We start from the raw sequence: 18,978 nt of genomic DNA, 5'->3' as shown, positions 1-18,978 counted from the left end.
TGGTAATGACGGTTAGAACCGTCATTACCACTCACGAGCCTTTCTCTTACGCGACGGTCGTGAGCCGGTGCGCGGCCGCGGTTTCCCGCCGCGGCGGGTACGTGCTGTGGTGCGGGTGCACGGCGACGTAGAGGATCCCGCCGGCCACCACCGTCTCCAGGTCCGTTCGCTCCCCAGGCTCGAACGGGCCCCCGCAGGCGGCGCAGGTCCGCTGCCGCTCCGCGGCGCTCATGGCCGGTCCCGTTGTTCGGGGACGGCCGGGTCCGGCCACGACAGGCCGAGCAGATCGACGTCCAGTTCGTCGTCGGCGTAGATCTCGTACGGGTCGAGGCGTTCGGTCATGGTGTGCTCCTTAAGTTTTCGGCTATGACAAGGGCACTACCGGGGCCCCCACACCGGCGACTTGTCCTTTGCTCATCGCGGCCTCCAGTCATCTTCGAGCGTGCCACGATCGCACTCCGATCGGCGGGGGCCATCCTTGGTTGTCAAGTGAGCGGTTCATCGAAGGCCGGGAGGAACGTCATGACGGCACAGGTGCGAATTTGGGTCGTGACCGATGATTTCGACCCGCGCGGGATCACCGACACCGACGAGACGACGTTCGTTCCGGAGCCGAGGCGGGCCGTGGAGAACGAATTCGTATCTGAAAACATCGTCCTTGGATACAACTGACGATATGGGCCGCGACCAGCACGGACAGCACGAACAGAGAAGACCACCGGGGCCCGCGGACGGGAGAATGGACACCGTCCGCGACCTGGCGAGACCTCGAGGAGGCCTTCGGATGGCTATGCGCCTCCAGCTCACATCGGGTTTGCAGGTGCTGGAGGAATGGGCCGCCGACGCACCACAAGCGGACCGCAACGTGATTTACGAAGCGCTGTTCGCGGTCGCCGACGGTTCGGCTTTCCTCATTTACGACATTTTCGGAGATGGCCGCGATCCGCATCAGTTCATTATTCTGGTGAAACATGACCTCGTCATCAGAATAGGGCTCAAGCGGACCGATTCCTCGTTCGAGATCGTCTATATCGGCGCCTTGGAGCACGGTACGCCCGCCGCGGCGTGGGCCGAGGATTCGGACGGGTCCTGACCTGCTGATCAGGCAGGTGAGTGCGGCCAGGGCGAACTTCATACCGCTGAACGGCCGAGTGTCGTCATCGATACCCGCACCCTTTCGCACCAACGGATCGTGCGTTCCTCATCTTGACATCTTCCGCTTCGGCGTGAAATTCTTCCGGTGTTTGCGGATGGGGAAATCATAGCGGCCGGACAGTGTTGCCGAAACGGTGTGGTCGAAAAGGCTGCGTGCGGTCATCGAGGTATGGAGGCACGAAATGTCGTCACCCGAATTCCCTGGACTGGACGTTTCCACGCGGGTACGCGCGCGTGACATTCAAATGGCCGGTGTCGCCGACGTCCGCCGCCGGGTCCTGATGATCTCCGGCGCGATCGACACCACCGACCACGACGTCTCGGTCAGCGTCAACCTGCCTGAGCCCGGCCGCTGGCAGGTGATCAAGTCCGAGACCAACCTGACCGACAAGACCTGGGTCGCGATGCAGGTCGTCACCGACGAGGATTCGACCTTCGTCAACGACGCCGAGACCCTGGTGCTTTCGCGCCAGTTCTCGAAGTCCTTCATGACGCCGGACCAGCGCCGCCTCACCTTCTACGACGGTGAAGTCCGCCCCGGCGAGGCCGTGCTGAAGGTGTACTCGCTGGATGCGGGCGGGCGGAAGCCGACCTACTCCTACTCCCGCTACAGCCCGATCGCGACCGACACCGCGGAGCAGTCGCAGCAGACGCTGGAAGAACTGATCAGCAACGGGATGAAGCAGCGTCCCGTGATCGAGCTGATCGTCCCGGTGACCGTGATCGGCTGAGCACCCCGGTGATCACCTTCGTCCCGGAACCCCATCTGCTCGAATCGCCGCGCGGGCGGGAGTGGCCGGTCCTCCCGGCCACCCGCGCGACCATCGCCCCCGAACCGCCGCCCGGTGCCGACGTGGTCATCGTCGGGGCCGGACCGGCCGGGCTCGCGGTCGCTTCCGCGCTGTGGCACCACGGCGTCCGCGACCTCGTCATCGTCGACCGCGACGGCCGTCCCTGCGGCCGGTTCTTCGACCGTATCGACCTGCTCGGCCAGCGCGTGCTGCGCTCACCGTACGAACACCATCCCGGCGTCGAGGGGTATCGCGACTGCGAACTGCTGGACTTCGCCCGGCTGCACTGGTCGGTGCTGACCCCGGTGGAGCGCCGGGAGATCCGGATGGCGCAGGCCGGGCACCGGTCGGTCGTCCCCGTCGATGTCTTCGAGGCCTACTGCGCCCATCTGGCCGCCAGTCACCACGTCACGGAGCGGACCTGGCGCGGCTCGGTCCGCGAGGTGCTGCCGACGGCGGACGCGGTCACCGTGCGCGCCGACCGGTTCTCCGTCACCGCGCGGCACGCGGTGCTGTGCCTCGGCGAGGAACGCCGTCCGGCCCCGGACACCTGGTGGGGCGGCGGCTATCCGCCGCGCGGCGTGAGTTACTGGGACGAACCCGTTCCCTCCGGCGGAAAGCGGCTCGCCGTCGTCGGCGCGGGCCTCACCGCGGCGCATCTGATCACCAACGGCCTCGCCCAAGGCCGCGAGGTGCACTGGGTGGTCCGTGAAGCGGGCGAGCGCTACCAGTGCGCCGATGTCAATTCGTCGTTCTTCCGCCCCGAGGGCCGCGCTCGTTTCGACGGCGTGAGCTGGTCGGAACGTCTCGAGCTGATGGGCCGTTTCCGGCGCGCGTCGATCATGTTCGAGTTCCGGCCGATGCTCGAAGCCGCCGAAGCCCAGGGCCGGTTGGTCGTGCACCGGGGCAAGGCGATCACGAAGGTGACGCCCGGGGTCCGCCTTCACCTCGAAGGCGGTGAGACGGTCACCGTCGACCACGCCGTCCTGGCGCTCGGCACGACGCCGTCGATCGGTGACGGCCTGATGCCCGCCGAAGCCGTCCTCGACCGCGGTGGCTGGCCGCGGCTGGACGAACGCACCTTCGCCTATGTCGGCGCCCCTCGCGTCTTCGCCGTCGGCGCGGCCGCCGGGATGGCGCTGGGCCCGGCCGCCCGCAACATCGACGGTCACCGCGTCGCCACCGCCCGGGTCGCGGCCACCGTCGCCGGGAACCTGCGCCGGGAAGCCTCGCCGCGGGTCGCCACGAAGGATGTCGTCCGTGTCTGAGCCCTACGACTCCCGGTTCACCCTGCCCTCGATCGACGACGCCCCGTCGACCGAGGCGGGGGTGATCCTGATGGGACTGGACGCCGAACGCCTGCTCGCCGGGGTCGGCCTCGCCCGGATCGCCGACGAGCCCGCGCTGGTCGCCCTCGCCGTCGACCAGGCCCGGCACGACGCGCTCGATCTCGGCACCGACGCGCTGGTCGCGGCGGGGATCGCCCGCTGGCGCGCGGTCCGTCCGCTGATCGAGGCGGGCCCGGAGATGACCACGGCCGGTTCGCTGCGCAAGGAATGGGAACAGACCACGGCGCGGGTCACCGCCACGGTGACCGGGCTGGGACCGGCCTCGGTCGCCTGCCTCGCCGCCTGCTGGCTGCGCCGCGAAGACGTCGACCAGTTCGCCGAACACGGGCGGGCGCCGGAAAAGGGGAGTACGCGCGATGTCCTATCTCAAGTCTTTGCCGACTGACACCACGCTGCTGCAGGTCTTCCAGAAGTTCCCGGCCCCCGCGTCGCGGCTGCTGGACTTGCACGAACTCGTCATGCGGGCGCCGTCGGCGTTCGACGCCGGCGAACGGGAACTGATCGCGGCGTACGTCTCCGGCATCAACGAGTGCGAGTACTGCCACGGGGTCCACACCGTCACCGCCGAGGCTTTCGGTGTGCCGGAGGGCCTTCTGGCCGCCGCACTGGCCGATCTGGACTCCTCGCCCGTCGACGCGCGCATGAAGCCCGTCCTGGCCTACGTGGGCAAGCTGACGCGGACACCGTCGAAGATGACCGACGCCGACGCAGAAGCCGTGTTCGCGGCGGGCTGGGACGAGGCCGCGCTGCACGACGCCGTCCTCGTCTGTGCGCTGTTCAACTTCATGAACCGGATGGTCGAAGGACTCGGGATCCGCGCCGACGCCGCGTACGCCAAGACGTCGGGCGTGCGGTTGAAGGACGGCGGATACGCCGGCCTCGCGCGGCTGCTCACTTCCTGAGCGCGCGAATGACTACGCCATTCGTGAAGCCAGTGCCGGTCGGCGACCACGCTCGGTCATTATCGCCTGATGAGAGCACGTGATCGCGCTCCGTCACGCGAATCCACCCGGACTACTCCATTCGATAGCCGTGCGCGCGGAAACGGGGCAGTCGAAGAGAACCTTCTGGCGTAGGTGAAAAGCACGACTCCACGATGATGCATGGCACTGGTTGACGACCGGCCCCGGGCAGCACGATCTCTTCATCGAAGGAACACCCCGATAACCTCCGAAAACGTCTGGGAGCCACTCGATGAAGAACGCTGTGACCGACAACGTCCGTTCGCTCTTCGCCGTCCGGGGAATCGACACCGATTCCGCCGTGAACCAGGTCGACCTGGTGATCGACCGCTTCGACAACTGGACCAACCGCCCTGGCGGTCAGGTCTTCGACTGCTTCACCGGCGCGTGTTGCACCGCCCCGCCCCTGGCCGAGGCGAGCTGAGCGCATCCCTCCGGCCGTCTCCCGCGCCCCGAACGCGGGAGACGGCCGGTCGCGCGTCCGGAGGGAGACGTGATGACCACCGCCAAGACGAACCCGTGGCGTGTCCTCGGCGTGCTCTGCGTCGCGAACTTCCTCGTCCTGCTGGACACCACCATCGTCAACACCGCCGTCCCCGACATGATGAGCCGCCTCGACGTCGGTCTCGGCGAGATCCTCTGGATCCTCAACGGCTATCTGCTGGCACTGGCGTCGCTGCTGATCTTCTTCGCCCGCCTCGGTGATCTCGCCGGGCCCCGGCGGCTCTTCGTCCTCGGACTCGCCGTGTTCACCGCCGCCTCCGCGCTCTGCGGGCTGGCGGACGGCCCCGGCTGGCTCATCGCCGCCCGGGTCGCGCAGGGGATCGGCGCGGCGATCCTGAGCCCGCAGGCGTTCGTGCTGATCGCGGCGATCTTCCCGGCCGAGCGGAGGGGTGCGGCGTTCGGCCTGTTCACCGCGGTCGCCGGGATCGCGGCGATCAGCGGGCCGACCCTCGGCGGGCTGCTGGTCACCGAGTTCGGCTGGCAGTCGGTGTTCCTCCTCAACGTGCCCGCCGGGCTCGCCGGGATCGTGCTCGCGCTGCGGGTGGTACCCGACACGCGGACCGGGGACCGGCACCGGTTCGACGTCGTCGGCGTGGTGCTGGTGACCCTCGGCCTGGTCGGGGTCGTCCACGGCCTCATCGAGAGCGAGCGCCAGCGCTGGGTCACGATCGCGAGTTTCGCGGTCGCGGTCGTCGCGCTCGTGGCGTTCGTCTTCTGGGAGCGGGGGAGACGCGACCCCCTGATGCCGCTGGACCTCTACGGCGAGCGCGGCTACCGGATCGCCACCGTGCTCACCCTGGTGACCGCGTTCTCGATCGCCGGTTTCCTGCTCGTGTTCGTGCTCCAGACGCAGAACCTGCTCGGGATGAGCCCGCTGATGTCGGGGGTCGCGGCCCTGCCGTGGACGCTGGCGCTCAGCGCGGTCGCGCCGGTCGCGGGCAGGCTGGCGGACCGCTTCGGCGGCCGGTGGCTGCTCGTCGGCGGTCTCGGCCTGTACGCGGCCGGGGTGGCCGGGACCGCGCTGTTGCCGGACGAAACGTCGACGGCCGCCGTGTTCGTGCTCCCGCTGATCGCCGTCGGCGTCGGGCAGGGACTCGCCATCGCCCCCGCGACGACCGAGGCCCTGCGCGCCATCCCGCCCGGATCCGCCGGCGCCGCGTCGGGGGTGCTCAACACCGCCCGCCACGTCGGGTCCGCGCTCGGTGCCGCGGTCGCGGGCGTGCTGTTCCGGACCACGGTGCCCGGCGGTCCGTTCGTCGCGGCGCGCACCACCTACCTGATGCTGGCGGTCGTACTGGTGGCCGCCGCGTTCCTGGCCGTGCGGATGCCCGGCAGGACGACGGAAAGTAACCGACCGACTGGGGAATCCGTAGCGGTGTGACTCATTCGCCGTAACGCCCACGATGTGGACGCCGCTTGACGGGGACGACTCGCCACCCGAACGGCGGAACGCGTTCCGCCCGGCCGTGTTTATGTTGGGTCACGGGGGCGTGCTCGGAGGGGCGGCGCGATGGTGATCAGAGTTCTGGTGGCCGAAGACATGCACATCGTCAGGGGGGCGCTGGTGGCGCTACTGCGGCTCGAGCCGGACATCGAAGTGGTGTCCGAAGTGGCGTCCGGTGACGAGATCCTCACCGCCGCACGTACTTCGCGCACCCAGGTCGCGGTCATCGACATCGACCTCCCCGGCAAGGACGGCCTCACCGCCGCCACCGAACTGCACGAACAGCTTCCCGAGGTCAGGACGCTGATCCTGACCAGCCTCGGCAGGCCCGGCACGCTCCGCCGGGCGCTCGCGGCCAAGGTGAACGGGTTCCTGCTGAAGGACGCGCCCGCGGAGAAACTCGCCAACGCCGTACGCGGTGTCGCGGCCGGACGGCGGATGGTCGACGGCGATCTGGCGCTGGCCGCGTGGGACACCGTGGACTGCCCGCTGACACCACGCGAGATCGACGTCCTGCGGCTGACCGCGGAAGGCCGCGACACGCTGGAGGTGGCCGCGAAGGCCTTTCTCTCCACCGGAACCGTGCGCAACTACCTGACCACGATCGTGTCGAAGCTCAACGCGCGCAACCGGGTCGACGCCATCCGGATCGCCAAGGAGTCCGGCTGGATCTAGCGCGTGGTCCGGGAGCTCTAGACGGGGACCACCGCGCGCAGCCGGAAGCGGCCGTCGGGCTCGACCCCGGCGGTCAGTTCGCCGCCCAAACCGGCGACGCGGTCGGACATGTTCGTGATGCCGCTGCCGGCGGCCTCGACGCGCACCGGCTTGCCGGATCCGGCGGGCCGCCCGTTGCCGACACCGTCGTTGACGATGTCCAGCGCGACGCCGTCACAGGTCCGCCGCACGGCGATCTCGCAGCGTTCGACCTTGCTGTGCCGCAACACGTTCGTCACGCCCTCGCGCAGCACCACGGCCAGCACCGTGCGCACCGTCGCGGGCAGGTCCTCGTGCTCGACCTCCAGCCGCACCTGGACGTCGGCGGCCACCAGCACCGCCTGCGCCGACCGGGACTCCTGGTCCAGCGACAGTTCCCGGTAGCCGCTCGCCACCGAGCGGACGTCGGTCAGTGCCTGCCGGGTCAGCCCGAGGATCTCCAGCAGCTCGTCGGAGGCCCTGCTGGTGTCGATGTCCATGATCCGGCTGGTCAGCTCGCTCTTCAGCGCGATCGCCGAAAGACTCATGCCGAGCAGGTCGTGCAGATCGCGGGCGAACCGCAGCCGCTCCTCCGCGACCGCGACCTCGGCCAGGCGTTTGCGGGTCTCGCCCAGTTCGGTCACCAGCCGGATCAGCCAGATGAGACCGAAGACCATCAGCCCGGTGTTCAGGATCGACGCGAAGCTGTAGAAGCCGCCGAGGAAGTCGGTGCCGTAGCCGATCCGGATCAGCACGACGCCGGCGGCGGTCGCGGCGAACGCCGTCCATCCCGCCAGCGGGGGCAGCACCAGCAGCGCGGTACCGGCGAACAGGCTGGGCAGGCTCACCCACGCGTGCCCGAGCGGGATCAGGGGCAGGAAGATCAGGCAGGCTTGGACGAAGAGCAGCGCGTAGCTCTGCCGCGAGCGCAGCCGGACGTTCGGCCGGGCGAAATAGGACAATTGCAGGGTGATCAACGCGGTGAGATACCCGGCGATGAGCGTGAGGTACCAGCCGTCGTCGGTCAGCATGAACGCCCGCGTCATCGCGGAGAGACCGAAGAGGATGAAGACCGCCGTCAGCGTCCACTGGACGTTCCTGGCGTCGATCCTCGACCAGTGGCCCGGGCCCTGTGCCAGCACCGCTTCGGCGGGCTCGGCCTGGTCGGGCACCGGCAGCTCGGCGTGCAGCCGCCACCGGCCGGCCGCGTCGAGGCCCGCGCTCAGCGTCCCGCCGTGCCCGTCGACCTCCTGGGTCACCTCGCGCAGGCTCTCGGCCGTCTCCTCGGGCACGTCCTCGTGCGCCGTGCCGTCGTGGACGATCTCCAGCGCGACCCGGCCCTCGCTCGTGCGCACGGTGATCTGGCAGTGCTCGACGCCGGTGTAGCGGAGCACGTTCGTGACACCCTCCCGCAGCACCTTCGCCAGCAGGGTGCGCAGCTTCACCGGCAGCTCGACCTGTTCGAGGTCGACCCGCACCGCGACGTTCGACGCCGAAAGCAGCGAGACCGCGGTCCGCGATTCCTTGTCGAGCGACAGCTCCCGGTAGCCCCTGGCCACCGATCGCACGTCGGACAGCGTGCGCTGCGCGATCTCGGTGATCTCGGCGAGTTCTTCGCGGGCGCGGTCCAGCGATTTGCTCAGCAGCCGGTGCACCAGCTCGCCCTTGAGCGCGATCGCGGAGAGGCTGAGCCCGAGCAGGTCGTGCAGGTCCCTCGCGAAGGCGAGCCGCTGTTCGGCCACGGCGCGCCTCGCCAGTTCGGTCCTGGCCTGGTGCAGTTCGGTCACCAGCCGCGCGAGCCAGGTCAGCAGGTACACGACCAGCGCGTAGAAGACCGCGGTGATGCTGTCGAACACCGCCCCGAGCCAGGTGTCGTCGTAGGTCCACAGGATCCACGTAGTGGCCGCCATGAACACGGTGAACACCGTCCAGCCCGTCCGTGGCCGGAAGAGCAGCAGCGCGCTGCCCGCCGCGAGGGTGGTCAGCGAGCTCAGCGCCGCCTCGAAGTGCAGGGTCGGCAGGTAGGCCAGGCAGGCTTGGACCGCCAGCATGGCCTTCGCGAGCCTGGTGTCCAGCCGGACGGCCGGACGGCTGAAGTACAGGAGCTGGATCGCCAGCACGGGCCCGACGTAGAGCACCGCCAGCAGGCCCTGCCAGAAGTCCACCCCGGGCTGCAACAGCACCGCGAGGAGACCGAACAGGCAGGAGTTGACGAAGACGACGGTGATGATCAGCCCGGCCAGGAACAGCGCCCGCCGGGGGCGCCGGTCGATCCCGGCGGTCCCCAGAGGTTCGGCGGTCACCGCGAGCTGATCCGGCACAGGCACTCCAGTGATGACAGGAGACGTCTTACTTCGTCGTGCTTCGCCCGCACGATGGCCGTGGCCGGGTGCTGAACGACCTTCCATCGCGGTGTATTCGGATACTAGCCCATGCTCGTTACCCCGGTTGATCCTTTCGGGTAAGGGAGAACGGCGAAGGCGAGGACATTTCCCCCTCGGTGACAGGGAAATCCCGCCACTCACCCGCGCGGGTGTGGGACGTTCGCACCATGCGAACGATCGCACGACACGCCACGATGGAAGACGTGCGACGAGGACGGCTCCACTGTGTACGCCACGCCGGGACGGCCTGTCACGGCGCCAGGACACGGGTGGCCCTAAGCTCGGCGCATGGCCAGGTATTTCGACGTACATCCGGAAAATCCGCAACGACGCGCGATCGGACAGGTCGTCGACATCCTGCGCGAAGACGGGCTCATCGCGTACCCGACGGACTCCTGCTTCGCCCTCGGTTGCCAGCTCGGGAACCGGGACGGCATCGATCGCATCCGGAGTATCCGCAAACTCGACGATCGCCACCATTTCACCCTGGTGTGCCAGGACTTCGCCCAGCTGGGCCAGTTCGTGCACGTGGACAACGCGGTGTTCCGCGCCGTCAAGGCGTCCACACCGGGCGGCTACACGTTCATTCTCCCGGCCACCAAGGAGGTTCCGCGCCGCCTGATGCACCCCAAGAAGAAGACGGTCGGCGTGCGCATCCCGGACCACGTGGTGACGCAGGCGCTGCTGGGCGAACTCGGCGAACCGCTGCTGTCGAGCACGCTGCTGCTGCCCGACCAGGAGGAGCCGATGACCCAGGGCTGGGACATCAAGGAGCGGCTGGAGTACGTGGTGGACGCGGTGATCGACTCCGGCGAGTGCGGCGTCGAACCCACCACGGTGATCGATTTCTCGTCGGGGGAGCCGGAGATCGTCCGCCGCGGCGCCGGCGACACCGCGCGCTTCGAATGACCGCGAGCCGGCACCTCGGCGGTGCCGGCTCGCGCGCGGATACCTTCTCGTCAGTGCGTGACGAGCCCTTCGGCCTTCGACGGGGCCGCGGGGATGTGGAACAGGCGCGTGAAGAGTTCCAGATGCGCCGCGTCGCCCTTGATGGCCACCGCGCCGCAGGTGAGCGCGCTGGTGGCGTCCAGCTCGCCGTTCAGCAGCTTGAGCATGAGCGGCCCGCGCGGCTCGATGACGATGTCCGGATCCGGATGCGGTCCCTCGCCCGCGGTCACCGCGCCGTCCTCCACCACCGCGTGGACGATCATCTGGTCGCCGTAATGCAGTTCGAACGCGCCCTGGACGCCGCGGGCCGCGTCCGGCTGGAACGTCGTGTACAGCGACAGGATGGCCGCGTCGAGGGTGAACAGGTCGTCCGCCGCCGGGTCGGTGAGCGACCGGGCGCCCCACAGGCCCAGCTGCAACAGGATCTGGTCGAGATCGTTGCCGTACTCGGTCAGCTCGTAGACCACACCGGCGTCGAGCTGCGAGAGCACCCGGCGCTGGACGACGCCGTGCCGTTCGAGTTCGTTGAGCCGGGCCGAGAGGATGCTGGTCGGGACCTTCGGCAGGCCCTGCTGCAGCTCGTCGAACCGTTTCGGGCCGAGCACCAGGTCGCGGATCACGAGCAGGGACCAGCGTTCCCCGATGATCTCGAGCGCGCGGGCGAGGCCGCAGAACTGGCCGTAGGTGCGAGCGGTCATGCTTGACTCCTCAACTTCCTTGATCTGGTGACGGGGTGGTGTTCGTCGGCCGGTCCGGCGATCAGCGGATCGGGTGTCCCTCGGAGAGCAGTTCGCGGTGCAGTTCTCGCAGCTCGGCGCAGGGTTCCACCCCCAGTTCCTCGTCGAGCCTCGCCCGCAGCCACTGGTAGGACGCCAGTGCGTCGCTGCGCCGCCCGCTGAGCCCCAGCGCGCGGATCAGCTGGGCGTGGAGGGTTTCGTCGAGTGGGTTCGCGGTGGCCAGCGACCGGAGCACGCCGAGCATCTCCCGGTGCCGCCCGGCCCGGATCTCGGCCTCGATCCACAGGTCACGGGCGTTGCGCCGGTGCTCCAGCAGATAGACGGTGTAGGCGGCCAGTGTCGGTCCACAGTGGATGTTCGCCAGCGGGGGACCGGACCACAGGTCCAGCGCGGTACGGAACGCGTGCGCGGCCGCCGCGTTGTCGCCTTCGGCCAGCAGGTCGCGGCCGAGGCACAGCAGGTCCCCGAACTCCGACACGTCGACCATGGCCGGATCGACGTCCAGCCGGTAGCCGGGTGGGCTGGTGACCAGCAGGCCGCCGTCACCGTCGGGGTCGAGATGGCGGCGGAGGTGGTGGACGTAGGTGTGCAGGGTGCGGCGCACGCTACGCGGGGGAGTGTCGTTCCACAGCTCGTGGACCAGCGAGTCGACGTGGACGGTCTTGCCGGGGCGGATCAGCAGCATCGCCAGCAGCTGCAGGAGCTTCGGCGTGGTCGGCGCGCGGTCGGCCCCGCCGGCGTGCAGTTCGAGCGGGCCGAGGAGCCGCGCGCGCACCGCGTCCGGCCTCCGGTGCGCGGTGGTCGTGATGTCGACCGGTCCGGTACTCATCCCGTGTCTCCCCTGCCCCTCCGGAGAACTCCCCCTCTGTGACGGTGACAGAGCGAGAACCCGCGGAACAGTGCCGGAAACATCCGGGGAACCGTGATTTATCGGTTGCCCTGTATGCGATCGTCATGACATGGCGCAGGGAACCGTTCGGGGCAAAGGAGAAGACGCGGAACGGCTCAGAGCCAGTCGGAATCGGTGGCGATGCGGATGGCGTCGACCCGGTTGCGGGCGTTGAGTTTCGTGACCACCGTGGCGAGATAGTTGCGCACGGTCCCCGGCGAGAGGAACAGTTCCGCCGCGATGTCGGCGACCGTGTGCCCGTTCGCGGCGAGGCGCAGGATCTCGGCTTCCCTCGGTGTCAGCGGGCAATCTTCCGTTTCCCAGGCGGACAGCGCGAGTTCGCTGTCGATGACGCGGCGGCCGATCGCGACCGAGCGGACCGCGTTGGCGAGTTTGTCGGCGGGCGCGTCCTTGAGCAGGAAGCCGTTGACCTTCGCGTCGAGCGCCCGGCGCACGGTGCCCGGACGGCCGAGCGAGGTGAGGATCAGCGTGCGGACGCCGGGAAGTTGCTGGTAGAGCTCGGAAGCGGCGGAGAGCCCGTCCTTGGCCGGCAGGTCGATGTCGATGATCGCGACGTCCGGGAGGTACTCCGCGGCCATCGGGAGGATCTTGTCGCCCGAGCTGACCTCGGCGACGACTTCGATGTCCTGTTCGAGGTTCAACAGTGCGACCAAAGCGCCGCGAACCATGTGCATATCTTCGGCCAATAGGACTCGGATCACTCCGACCTCCTCTTCCCCAGACGCGCTAACTCTCAGTGTACATAGCAAACCCGGAAGAGTGAATCTGAATCGCACGATACAAGGTTGTGCTTTTCCCGGCACCATGTTCAGCCGATCAAGGCCCTGGTGAGCTGCGGTGATGGGAAAGCTTCGGGAATCATGAAAGTGCTATCGATCGATTACTCAGCGTCAGGTCAGAAGACGGTAAAAATGCCGCCAGAAGTGCTTTTCATTCCCCGGTGAGTACGTTGCGACCCGGTGAATTCGTCCGGCGAACGGGTGAATTCACCATTGTCCGGTTCCGGGAATGGACTGTTCGGCGGTACCGGCGGACACCTCGATCGGCCGTCGAGCGCACGGCGATCACCGCGTGGTCTCCTCGGCATGAGCCGAGTTCGCGCGCGAAGCCGACACTATCCACAAAGGACGTATGTGATGAGCTCATTGCTGGGTGCCCTGCGCAAGGTCCTGTTCGCCCCCTCGCTGGCTTCGGTCGGCTTCGAGGGCCGCGGATTCGGGGTGCCGCCGACGGCGGCGACGGCCCGGCTGGAGTCGATCCCGCAGTCGGTGGTGTGCGGGTTCGAATGGGGGATCGACGCCCCGGCGCTGTGGGAGGCCGAACGGCGGCTGGACATGGTGGAGCCGGAGATGCGCGGGTTCGCCTACGAGGGCGCGGCGATGGCGTTCACCATCCTCGACGTCATGCCCGGCGGCCGGAAGGACCGCACGGCCGAGCTGATGAGCGGCCCCGGCCGTCCCCATCTGTTCCTGACCTACATCGGCATCGGGTTCGCCATGGCGCGGCTGCCCCGGCCGCTGTGGAAGAAGGTGCTGCCGGATCTGGAGGGCGTGCCCTACCACCCGACGATGAGCTGGCTGGCTGTCGACGGCTACGGCTTCGACCGCGCGTACTTCGACACCCGCAAATGGGTCGAGGAGCAGTTCGTCCCCGCCCCGTACGCGTGGGCCGGCGCGCCGTCGTACTTCGCCCGCGCCTGCGATCAGGGTGTCGGGCGGGCGCTGTGGTTCATCAACGGTGCCGACCCGGTGAAGGTCGCCGCCGCGGTGAACCGCTTCCCGGCCGGGCGCCGTCCGGACCTGTGGAGCGGCGTCGGACTGGCCTCGACCTTCGCGGGCGGCTGCGACCAGCGGGGCCTGACGACGCTACGCGAAGCGGCGGGGGAGCACCAGGACGAACTCGGCCTCGGCGTGGTGTTCGCGGTGAAGGCACGGACGTTCTCGTCGTTCGTCCCGCCGCACACCCGCCGGGCCGTGCGGACGCTCGCCGGGCTGAGCATCGAGGAGGCCGTCGACCTGGCCGACCGGACCGAGGTGGCGGAGAACGCCGCCGACGGGACGCCCGCCTACGAACTGTGGCGGCAGAACATCCGCGAGGCCTTCGCCCCTTCGGCCGGACGACTCTCCGCCTGAGGTCCTGGAAACGTCATGAGGAGTCCCATCGGACGAAATTCGTCCGATGGGACCCCTCATGACACCCCAGGTGAAGATCAGGCGGCGTGCTTGAACGGTTCCGGCCGGTGCCGCAGATCGGGCAGCGCCAGCAGGACCGGCGGGTCGAACAGGCGCTTCGGGCGTACCCGCAGGTCCGCCAGCCGCGCGGTGACCCCCGGTTCGACCGTGATCGGGCCGTGGTGGCCGGTGTACCCGGTGCCGCGGCGCGTGAGCGGACCGGTCACGCAGTGCGCGACGAGATGCCAGGTGCCTTCCGGGACCTCGGTCAGCTGATAGGGGCCGGGCGCGTCGATGACCGTGTAGCGCACGGGCGCGCCCTCGGGGATCCGCGTCGGGAAGAGGCCGACGAAGACGAGGCCGGGCGAGATCTCCGGCGGCACCGACACGAACCCGCGGACGATCGCCGGCTTCGCGCCGGGCCCGGGTTCGCCCGCCAGCCGTCGCTGGAAACCGCCCTGCTGGCGGTACGCGGAGGGGGAGAGACCCACGCGGCTGCTGAACCGCGTGCTGAAGGTGCCGACACTGTTGTATCCGACGCGGTGGCTGATGTCGGCGACCGTGATCGAGGTCGTCAGCAGCAGGCGTTTGGCCTCGTCGAGCCGCAGCGCGGACAGGAACCGGCCGGGCGAAACGCCGGTGGCCTGCTGGAACACCCTGGTGAAATGGAATTTGCTGAACGTCGCGGCGCGGGCGATGTCGTCGATAGTGAGCTCTTCCCCCAGTTTCTCGTTCATGGCCCCAATGGCTCGCTCCACGGCTCGCCGGACAGTCTCATCCATTGTACCGTCCTTTCGCTCGAGGAATTCTGGCTTGCCTTGCGATTTCCGACAGTAGTGTTCGCCGCCGCTTCTCCTGAAGTGCTTGATTCACCGGCGGATATGGATTCCTGTGCCGCGGGACGTGAAAATCTCACATGCGAAAACCACAGGTCGGCGGTGGTGCGCACACTGGATCCCAGGCGTCGGGGGCCGCAGAATTCCTGGTAGCGCAATCATGCCGGACGCACCCCGGCCGTGTTGGCGCGGTTCGAAGAAAGTATTCCCGCGGCAACACAGAACCGGCCCTTGACCGTGTCCCCCCGCGACGGTCAAGGGCCGGTTTCCATTTCGTGGGACGGGTGTGTGAGGATAGTATTGTCGGCTCGGGGGCGAGGCGCTGGAGAAAGGCAGATGGGGCGATGATCAAGGTCCTGGTGGCGGAGGACATGCACATTGTCCGTGGGGCCCTGGTCGCGCTGCTCGGGCTGGAAGCCGATATCGAGGTCGTCGCCGAATGCGCCAGCGGTGACGAGATCCTCCCGCTCGCCCAGTCCGCGCGTCCCGACATCGCGCTCATCGACATCGACCTGCCGGGCAAGGACGGGCTCACCGCGGCCGCCGAACTGCACGAACAACTGCCCGGCGTACGCACGCTGATCCTCACCTCGCTGGGCAGCCCCGGAACCCTTCGCCGGGCCTTGGCCGCGAAGGTCAACGGCTTCCTGCGCAAGGACGCGCCGGCCGACAGGCTCGCGAACGCCGTCCGCGGGGTCGCCGCCGGGCGGCGCGTCGTCGACGGCGATCTGGCGCTCGCCGCCTGGGACAGCGAGGAATGCCCGCTGACCGCGCGCGAGATCGAGGTCCTGCGGCTGGCGTCGGTCGGTTCCGACCCGACCGAGATCGCGGCCGAACTGTTCCTCTCGGCCGGGACCGTGCGGAACTACCTGACGACGATCGTGGCGAAGCTCAGCGCCCGCAATCGCGTCGACGCGGTGCGGATCGCGCGGGAGTCCGGCTGGCTGTGACGCCGGACCGGCTCACCGGGTCGGGACGTTCATCGTCGCGAGGGCGAGATCCGCGGCGAAGGCGCCGGGCGAGGCCGCTTCCGCGAACAACCGGCGCTGCCGGGCCGCGCCGGTCCCGTGCTCGAAAAGCGAGTTCAGTCCTTGCTCGACGTCCTCGGTGTCACCGGTGGCACTGAGCGCGGGCCGGATGAAGTCGACGAGTTCGCCGAGCAGGTCGCGCTGATCGGCTTCCCGCCCGGTGAAGACGTCGATACCCGGCCCGTCGAGACCCCGGCGCGCGGCGGCCGTCAACGCCGCACCGATCCGGGCGCCGCGGGCCCGCGGCGGGTCGGTCGTCACGGCACAGGTCGCGACCAGCCCGCGTACCAGTGCCGCGAGGAGCACGGCGTCTTCGACCGACAGGCAGACGTCGGCGATCCGCACCTCCACCGTGGGATGGCGAGGGGAAAGCCGGGCGTAGAAGTACACGCCTGGCGCGTCGAGGGCGGCGCCACGGCGTAAGGCGTCCTCGACACTGCGGTCGTACGCGTCCGCATCGGACCATTCGTCCGGCGGCCTGGCCGTCGGCCACCGGTCCCAGATCGGGAACCGCCTGCTCGCCCAGCCGGAGTCGGCGCCGTACTGGATCGGGGAGTTGGCGGTCAGCGCCAGCAGCGGGGCGAGCCACGGCCGCAATCCGGCGAGGACCCGCGCGCCCAGATCCCGCGACGGCAGGCCGACGTGCACATGACAGGCGCAGGTGCCCGCTTCGTCGATCAGCTCGGGGAACGCCTGGGCCATCCGCCGGTACCGGGGCTCGGGCGTGATCGCGCCCCGGCGCAGGTCACCTGGCGGAATCCCCGCCGCCACCATGAGGCAGCCGTCGGCCTCCGCCGCCTTCGCGACGAGCTGCCGCAACCGCGTCAGCTCCGAGCGCACCTCGTCGAGACCGCGGCAGATGCCGGTCGCGGTCTCGATCTGGAACAGCATCAGCTCGCCGGTGACGTCCGGTTCGGAGGCGAGGTGCTCGAGAAGATCGGGCGCGCGCAAGGCGACCGAGCCGTCCAGCGGATCGAGGAGGACGAACTCTTCTTCCACGCCAAGGGTGAAAACAGTGCCGTCAACCGCCATGGGTCCCCGTCTCTGGTGGTTTTTCGCCGGTACCACTGAATCTCCCCCTCCTGGCCCGCCGAAGAAAGGGCCGGTGTGCTGAACTTCGTTGCGGCGAAAGTGTTTCGTGGAATCACGGAATGTCTTGATCGACTTGGGTACGCTGGGCACATGGCCGACCTGTATCCACCCGTCGAGCCCTACGACAAGGGATTGCTCGATGTAGGTGACGGCAACTTCGTCTACTGGGAGACCTGCGGCGACCCGGCGGGGAAACCGGCGGTCGTGCTGCACGGCGGCCCCGGTCAGGGCTGCACGCCGGGAATGCGGCGGATGTTCGACCCGGCCCGCTACCGCACGGTGCTGTTCGATCAACGCGGCTGCGGCCGCAGCACCCCGCACGCCGCCGACCCGGCGACCGACATGCGGCACAACACGACGGATCATCTCGTCGCCGACATGGAGCGCCTGCGGGAACACCTGGGCATCGAACGCTGGCTCGTCACCGGCGGCTCGTGGGGCACGACGCTCGCGCTCGTCTACGCCGAACGGTATCCGGAGCGGGTCACGGAGATCGTCGTCAGCGCCATCAGCACCACCCGGCCCTCCGAGATCGACTGGCTGTATCACGGCGCCGGCCGGTTCTTCCCCGAAGAGTGGGCCCGATTTCGCGGTGACCACTCCGGTGACCTGGTCGCGGCCTACGCGCGGCTCATGGAGGATCCCGACCCGCACGTGCGGACCGAAGCCGCTCGCGCGTGGTGCGCCTGGGAGGACACGGTGCTCTCACTGGAACCCGGCGCGACCGTCCACAATGGTCCGATCGGCGAGTACGAGCTGGCGTTCGCGCGCGTTGTCACGCATTACTATTCCCATGCCGGCTGGCTGGAACCCGGCGCGGTGATCCGTGATGCCGGTCTGCTGCGGGACATTCCCGGCGTGCTGATCCACGGTCGCCGGGATCTGAGCTGCCCGGTGGACACCGCTTGGGAACTCGCGCGGGCCTGGCCTGGTGCGGAACTGCTGATCGACGACGGATCGGGTCACCGGTCGAGCGACGTGAAACGGGCCTGGAAGCTGGAGGCATTGGACCGGTTCGCTTCCCGCGAGTGGTGATGGAGTCGCCTGATGACGTTGGAGTGGGACGGCTGCCTCAACGGCCGTGACGTCGGCGGATTGCCGACAGCCGACGGCAGGCGGATCCGTTCCGGCGCGCTGCTCAGATCGGACAGCCACACCCGGTTGACCGCCGACGGGATAGCAGCGGTCCGCGCGGTGGGGATCGGTCGCATCCTGGACCTCCGATGGGCGCACGAGATCGAGCGGGAGCCCAGTCCGTTCGCGGCCGATCCCGTGTACCGCAACGCGCCGCTGATCGCCGAGCCGGCGGAGCAGGGCACCACCATGCCGGACGCGTACCGAACCATGCTCGACGTCAACCAACGCCGCATCACCGAAGTCTTCCTCCAGCTGGGCGAGGCCCCGCCCGGCCCGATCGCGGTGCACTGCAGCGCCGGACGAGACCGCACGGGAGTACTCGTGGCACTCGCGCTGAGCGTCGCGGGCGTCCCGGCCGCTTCGATCGCCGCCGATTACGCACGCACGGAAGGCTGTAGCGGCGACACCATCCTCCGCACACTGGCCCATCTCGAGAACCGGCACGGCGGCGTGCGCGCCTACCTGCTGGCGGGCGGCGCGAGCCCCGTCCAACTCACTGAAGTAAGGAATCGCCTCCTTTCCTGAAAATTCGCCCATCTGGTGAGTGGCTCGGGCCGAGCCGCCGCATTCAGTCGACTAAATGCGAACTCTGAGGTGCACGGTGTTGCGCCGGGGTTCGCCGGTGGGGTCGAGATAAGCGGGTGGGGTGAACTCCGGTAGGCCGTCTTGGGCGATTTGGACTTTCCATTCGCTGCGGTGGATGAGCCGGTGGTGTTTGGTGCAGAGCAGGACGAGGTTGTCGATTTTGGTTTCGCCGTGGTGGCGCCAGAACACGATGTGGTGCAATGCCGCTAAGTTAAGCGTGGTGTGATCAGGATCTTCGGTGGGACGTCGTAG

The 18,978-nt window shown here is 68.7% G+C and carries 22 protein-coding genes; 14 read left to right on the top strand and 8 right to left on the bottom strand.

The features are described from left to right. Positions 1-46: 46 nt before the first annotated feature. Complete coding sequence (locus tag L324_RS08425; RefSeq protein WP_037305510.1) at positions 47-232, bottom strand: hypothetical protein; 186 nt, start codon at positions 230-232, stop codon at positions 47-49. A 290-nt stretch (positions 233-522) separates the two neighbouring features. Between L324_RS08425 and L324_RS43050 the strand changes: the two genes are divergently transcribed. From L324_RS43050 to L324_RS08385, 9 genes are all read left to right on the top strand, one after another. After that, complete coding sequence (locus tag L324_RS43050; protein WP_162835855.1) at positions 523-672, top strand: hypothetical protein; 150 nt, start codon at positions 523-525, stop codon at positions 670-672. A gap of 112 nt (positions 673-784) precedes the next feature. Continuing rightward, positions 785-1,093 carry a DUF6235 family protein gene (locus tag L324_RS08420; protein WP_037305509.1) on the top strand — a complete coding sequence of 103 codons (309 nt, stop codon included), beginning with the start codon at positions 785-787 and terminating at the stop codon, positions 1,091-1,093. 307 nt (positions 1,094-1,400) lie between these two features. Then, positions 1,401-1,886, top strand: coding sequence for a DUF6423 family protein (locus L324_RS08415; RefSeq protein ID WP_037305508.1), 486 nt, complete (start codon positions 1,401-1,403; stop codon positions 1,884-1,886). A gap of 8 nt (positions 1,887-1,894) precedes the next feature. After that, positions 1,895-3,214: an FAD-dependent oxidoreductase gene (locus L324_RS08410; RefSeq protein WP_037305507.1), complete on the top strand. Its 1,320-nt coding sequence runs from the start codon at positions 1,895-1,897 to the stop codon at positions 3,212-3,214. Next, positions 3,207-3,680 carry a DUF6187 family protein gene (locus L324_RS08405; protein ID WP_037305506.1) on the top strand — a complete coding sequence of 158 codons (474 nt, stop codon included), beginning with the start codon at positions 3,207-3,209 and terminating at the stop codon, positions 3,678-3,680. Before L324_RS08410 ends, L324_RS08405 begins: the two co-directional genes overlap by 8 nt. Further along, positions 3,652-4,197, top strand: coding sequence for a carboxymuconolactone decarboxylase family protein (locus L324_RS08400; RefSeq protein ID WP_037305505.1), 546 nt, complete (start codon positions 3,652-3,654; stop codon positions 4,195-4,197). Before L324_RS08405 ends, L324_RS08400 begins: the two co-directional genes overlap by 29 nt. 292 nt (positions 4,198-4,489) lie before the next feature. After that, positions 4,490-4,681, top strand: coding sequence for a hypothetical protein (locus L324_RS08395; protein WP_037305504.1), 192 nt, complete (start codon positions 4,490-4,492; stop codon positions 4,679-4,681). Positions 4,682-4,753: 72 nt separating this feature from the next. After that, complete coding sequence (locus L324_RS08390; RefSeq protein ID WP_037305503.1) at positions 4,754-6,142, top strand: MFS transporter; 1,389 nt, start codon at positions 4,754-4,756, stop codon at positions 6,140-6,142. 132 nt (positions 6,143-6,274) lie between these two features. Next, positions 6,275-6,880 carry a response regulator transcription factor gene (locus L324_RS08385; protein WP_037305532.1) on the top strand — a complete coding sequence of 202 codons (606 nt, stop codon included), beginning with the start codon at positions 6,275-6,277 and terminating at the stop codon, positions 6,878-6,880. Positions 6,881-6,897: 17 nt separating this feature from the next. Here L324_RS08385 and L324_RS08380 read toward each other — a convergent pair whose 3' ends face one another. Next, positions 6,898-9,219: a sensor histidine kinase gene (locus tag L324_RS08380; RefSeq protein ID WP_081736236.1), complete on the bottom strand. Its 2,322-nt coding sequence runs from the start codon at positions 9,217-9,219 to the stop codon at positions 6,898-6,900. A gap of 351 nt (positions 9,220-9,570) precedes the next feature. On the opposite strand from L324_RS08380, the gene L324_RS08375 reads away from it, so the two are divergent. Next, on the top strand, positions 9,571-10,191 hold the full coding sequence (locus L324_RS08375) for an L-threonylcarbamoyladenylate synthase (protein ID WP_037305501.1): 621 nt from the start codon (positions 9,571-9,573) through the stop codon (positions 10,189-10,191). 50 nt (positions 10,192-10,241) lie between these two features. On the opposite strand, the gene L324_RS08370 is transcribed toward L324_RS08375, so the two are convergent. The 3 genes from L324_RS08370 to L324_RS08360 form a co-directional block, all read right to left on the bottom strand. After that, a complete protein-coding gene (locus L324_RS08370) occupies positions 10,242-10,928 on the bottom strand; it encodes a winged helix-turn-helix transcriptional regulator (protein WP_037305500.1) in 687 nt (228 codons plus the stop codon). Positions 10,929-10,989: 61 nt separating this feature from the next. After that, complete coding sequence (locus tag L324_RS08365) at positions 10,990-11,796, bottom strand: AfsR/SARP family transcriptional regulator (RefSeq protein WP_051173761.1); 807 nt, start codon at positions 11,794-11,796, stop codon at positions 10,990-10,992. Between the two features lie 176 nt (positions 11,797-11,972). After that, entirely contained in the window at positions 11,973-12,578 is a 606-nt protein-coding gene (locus L324_RS08360; protein ID WP_037305499.1) for a response regulator transcription factor, read from the bottom strand. A gap of 435 nt (positions 12,579-13,013) precedes the next feature. Between L324_RS08360 and L324_RS08355 the strand changes: the two genes are divergently transcribed. Beyond that, on the top strand, positions 13,014-14,009 hold the full coding sequence (locus tag L324_RS08355; protein ID WP_037305498.1) for a DUF1702 family protein: 996 nt from the start codon (positions 13,014-13,016) through the stop codon (positions 14,007-14,009). Positions 14,010-14,086: 77 nt separating this feature from the next. Here L324_RS08355 and L324_RS08350 read toward each other — a convergent pair whose 3' ends face one another. Beyond that, a complete protein-coding gene (locus tag L324_RS08350) occupies positions 14,087-14,785 on the bottom strand; it encodes an AraC family transcriptional regulator (RefSeq protein WP_037305497.1) in 699 nt (232 codons plus the stop codon). A 443-nt stretch (positions 14,786-15,228) separates the two neighbouring features. Between L324_RS08350 and L324_RS08345 the strand changes: the two genes are divergently transcribed. Then, positions 15,229-15,834: a response regulator transcription factor gene (locus L324_RS08345; protein WP_037305496.1), complete on the top strand. Its 606-nt coding sequence runs from the start codon at positions 15,229-15,231 to the stop codon at positions 15,832-15,834. Positions 15,835-15,846: 12 nt separating this feature from the next. Here L324_RS08345 and L324_RS08340 read toward each other — a convergent pair whose 3' ends face one another. Continuing rightward, positions 15,847-16,944 (bottom strand): carboxylate-amine ligase, encoded by a 1,098-nt coding sequence (locus L324_RS08340; protein ID WP_037305495.1) that lies wholly within the window; start codon positions 16,942-16,944, stop codon positions 15,847-15,849. Between the two features lie 150 nt (positions 16,945-17,094). On the opposite strand from L324_RS08340, the gene pip reads away from it, so the two are divergent. Both pip and L324_RS08330 read left to right on the top strand, forming a co-directional pair. Next, positions 17,095-18,039, top strand: a complete 945-nt coding sequence (gene pip / locus L324_RS08335) for a prolyl aminopeptidase (RefSeq protein ID WP_037305494.1) — start codon at positions 17,095-17,097, stop codon at positions 18,037-18,039. A gap of 12 nt (positions 18,040-18,051) precedes the next feature. After that, positions 18,052-18,666: a tyrosine-protein phosphatase gene (locus L324_RS08330; protein ID WP_037305493.1), complete on the top strand. Its 615-nt coding sequence runs from the start codon at positions 18,052-18,054 to the stop codon at positions 18,664-18,666. A gap of 51 nt (positions 18,667-18,717) precedes the next feature. Here L324_RS08330 and L324_RS08325 read toward each other — a convergent pair. Beyond that, on the bottom strand, positions 18,718-18,978 hold a 261-nt coding region (locus L324_RS08325; protein ID WP_161780829.1), incomplete at its 5' end, for an HNH endonuclease signature motif containing protein.

The organism is Amycolatopsis orientalis DSM 40040 = KCTC 9412 (assembly GCF_000478275.1).
Lineage (GTDB): Bacteria > Actinomycetota > Actinomycetes > Mycobacteriales > Pseudonocardiaceae > Amycolatopsis > Amycolatopsis orientalis.
This window is presented reverse-complemented; position numbering and strand designations above follow the sequence as displayed.

Bases quoted from the DNA above. Each gene is read 5' to 3' on its own strand.
- L324_RS08425 (WP_037305510.1), bottom strand. From the start codon at position 232: ATGAGCGCCGCGGAGCGGCAGCGGACCTGCGCCGCCTGCGGGGGCCCG.
- L324_RS43050 (WP_162835855.1), top strand. From the start codon at position 523: ATGACGGCACAGGTGCGAATTTGGGTCGTGACCGATGATTTCGACCCG.
- L324_RS08420 (WP_037305509.1), top strand. From the start codon at position 785: ATGGCTATGCGCCTCCAGCTCACATCGGGTTTGCAGGTGCTGGAGGAA.
- L324_RS08415 (WP_037305508.1), top strand. From the start codon at position 1,401: ATGGCCGGTGTCGCCGACGTCCGCCGCCGGGTCCTGATGATCTCCGGC.
- L324_RS08400 (WP_037305505.1), top strand. From the start codon at position 3,652: ATGTCCTATCTCAAGTCTTTGCCGACTGACACCACGCTGCTGCAGGTC.
- L324_RS08395 (WP_037305504.1), top strand. From the start codon at position 4,490: ATGAAGAACGCTGTGACCGACAACGTCCGTTCGCTCTTCGCCGTCCGG.
- L324_RS08390 (WP_037305503.1), top strand. From the start codon at position 4,754: ATGACCACCGCCAAGACGAACCCGTGGCGTGTCCTCGGCGTGCTCTGC.
- L324_RS08375 (WP_037305501.1), top strand. From the start codon at position 9,571: ATGGCCAGGTATTTCGACGTACATCCGGAAAATCCGCAACGACGCGCG.
- L324_RS08370 (WP_037305500.1), bottom strand. From the start codon at position 10,928: ATGACCGCTCGCACCTACGGCCAGTTCTGCGGCCTCGCCCGCGCGCTC.
- L324_RS08365 (WP_051173761.1), bottom strand. From the start codon at position 11,796: ATGAGTACCGGACCGGTCGACATCACGACCACCGCGCACCGGAGGCCG.
- L324_RS08355 (WP_037305498.1), top strand. From the start codon at position 13,014: ATGAGCTCATTGCTGGGTGCCCTGCGCAAGGTCCTGTTCGCCCCCTCG.
- L324_RS08350 (WP_037305497.1), bottom strand. From the start codon at position 14,785: ATGAACGAGAAACTGGGGGAAGAGCTCACTATCGACGACATCGCCCGC.
- L324_RS08345 (WP_037305496.1), top strand. From the start codon at position 15,229: ATGATCAAGGTCCTGGTGGCGGAGGACATGCACATTGTCCGTGGGGCC.
- L324_RS08340 (WP_037305495.1), bottom strand. From the start codon at position 16,944: ATGGCGGTTGACGGCACTGTTTTCACCCTTGGCGTGGAAGAAGAGTTC.
- pip (WP_037305494.1), top strand. From the start codon at position 17,095: ATGGCCGACCTGTATCCACCCGTCGAGCCCTACGACAAGGGATTGCTC.
- L324_RS08330 (WP_037305493.1), top strand. From the start codon at position 18,052: ATGACGTTGGAGTGGGACGGCTGCCTCAACGGCCGTGACGTCGGCGGA.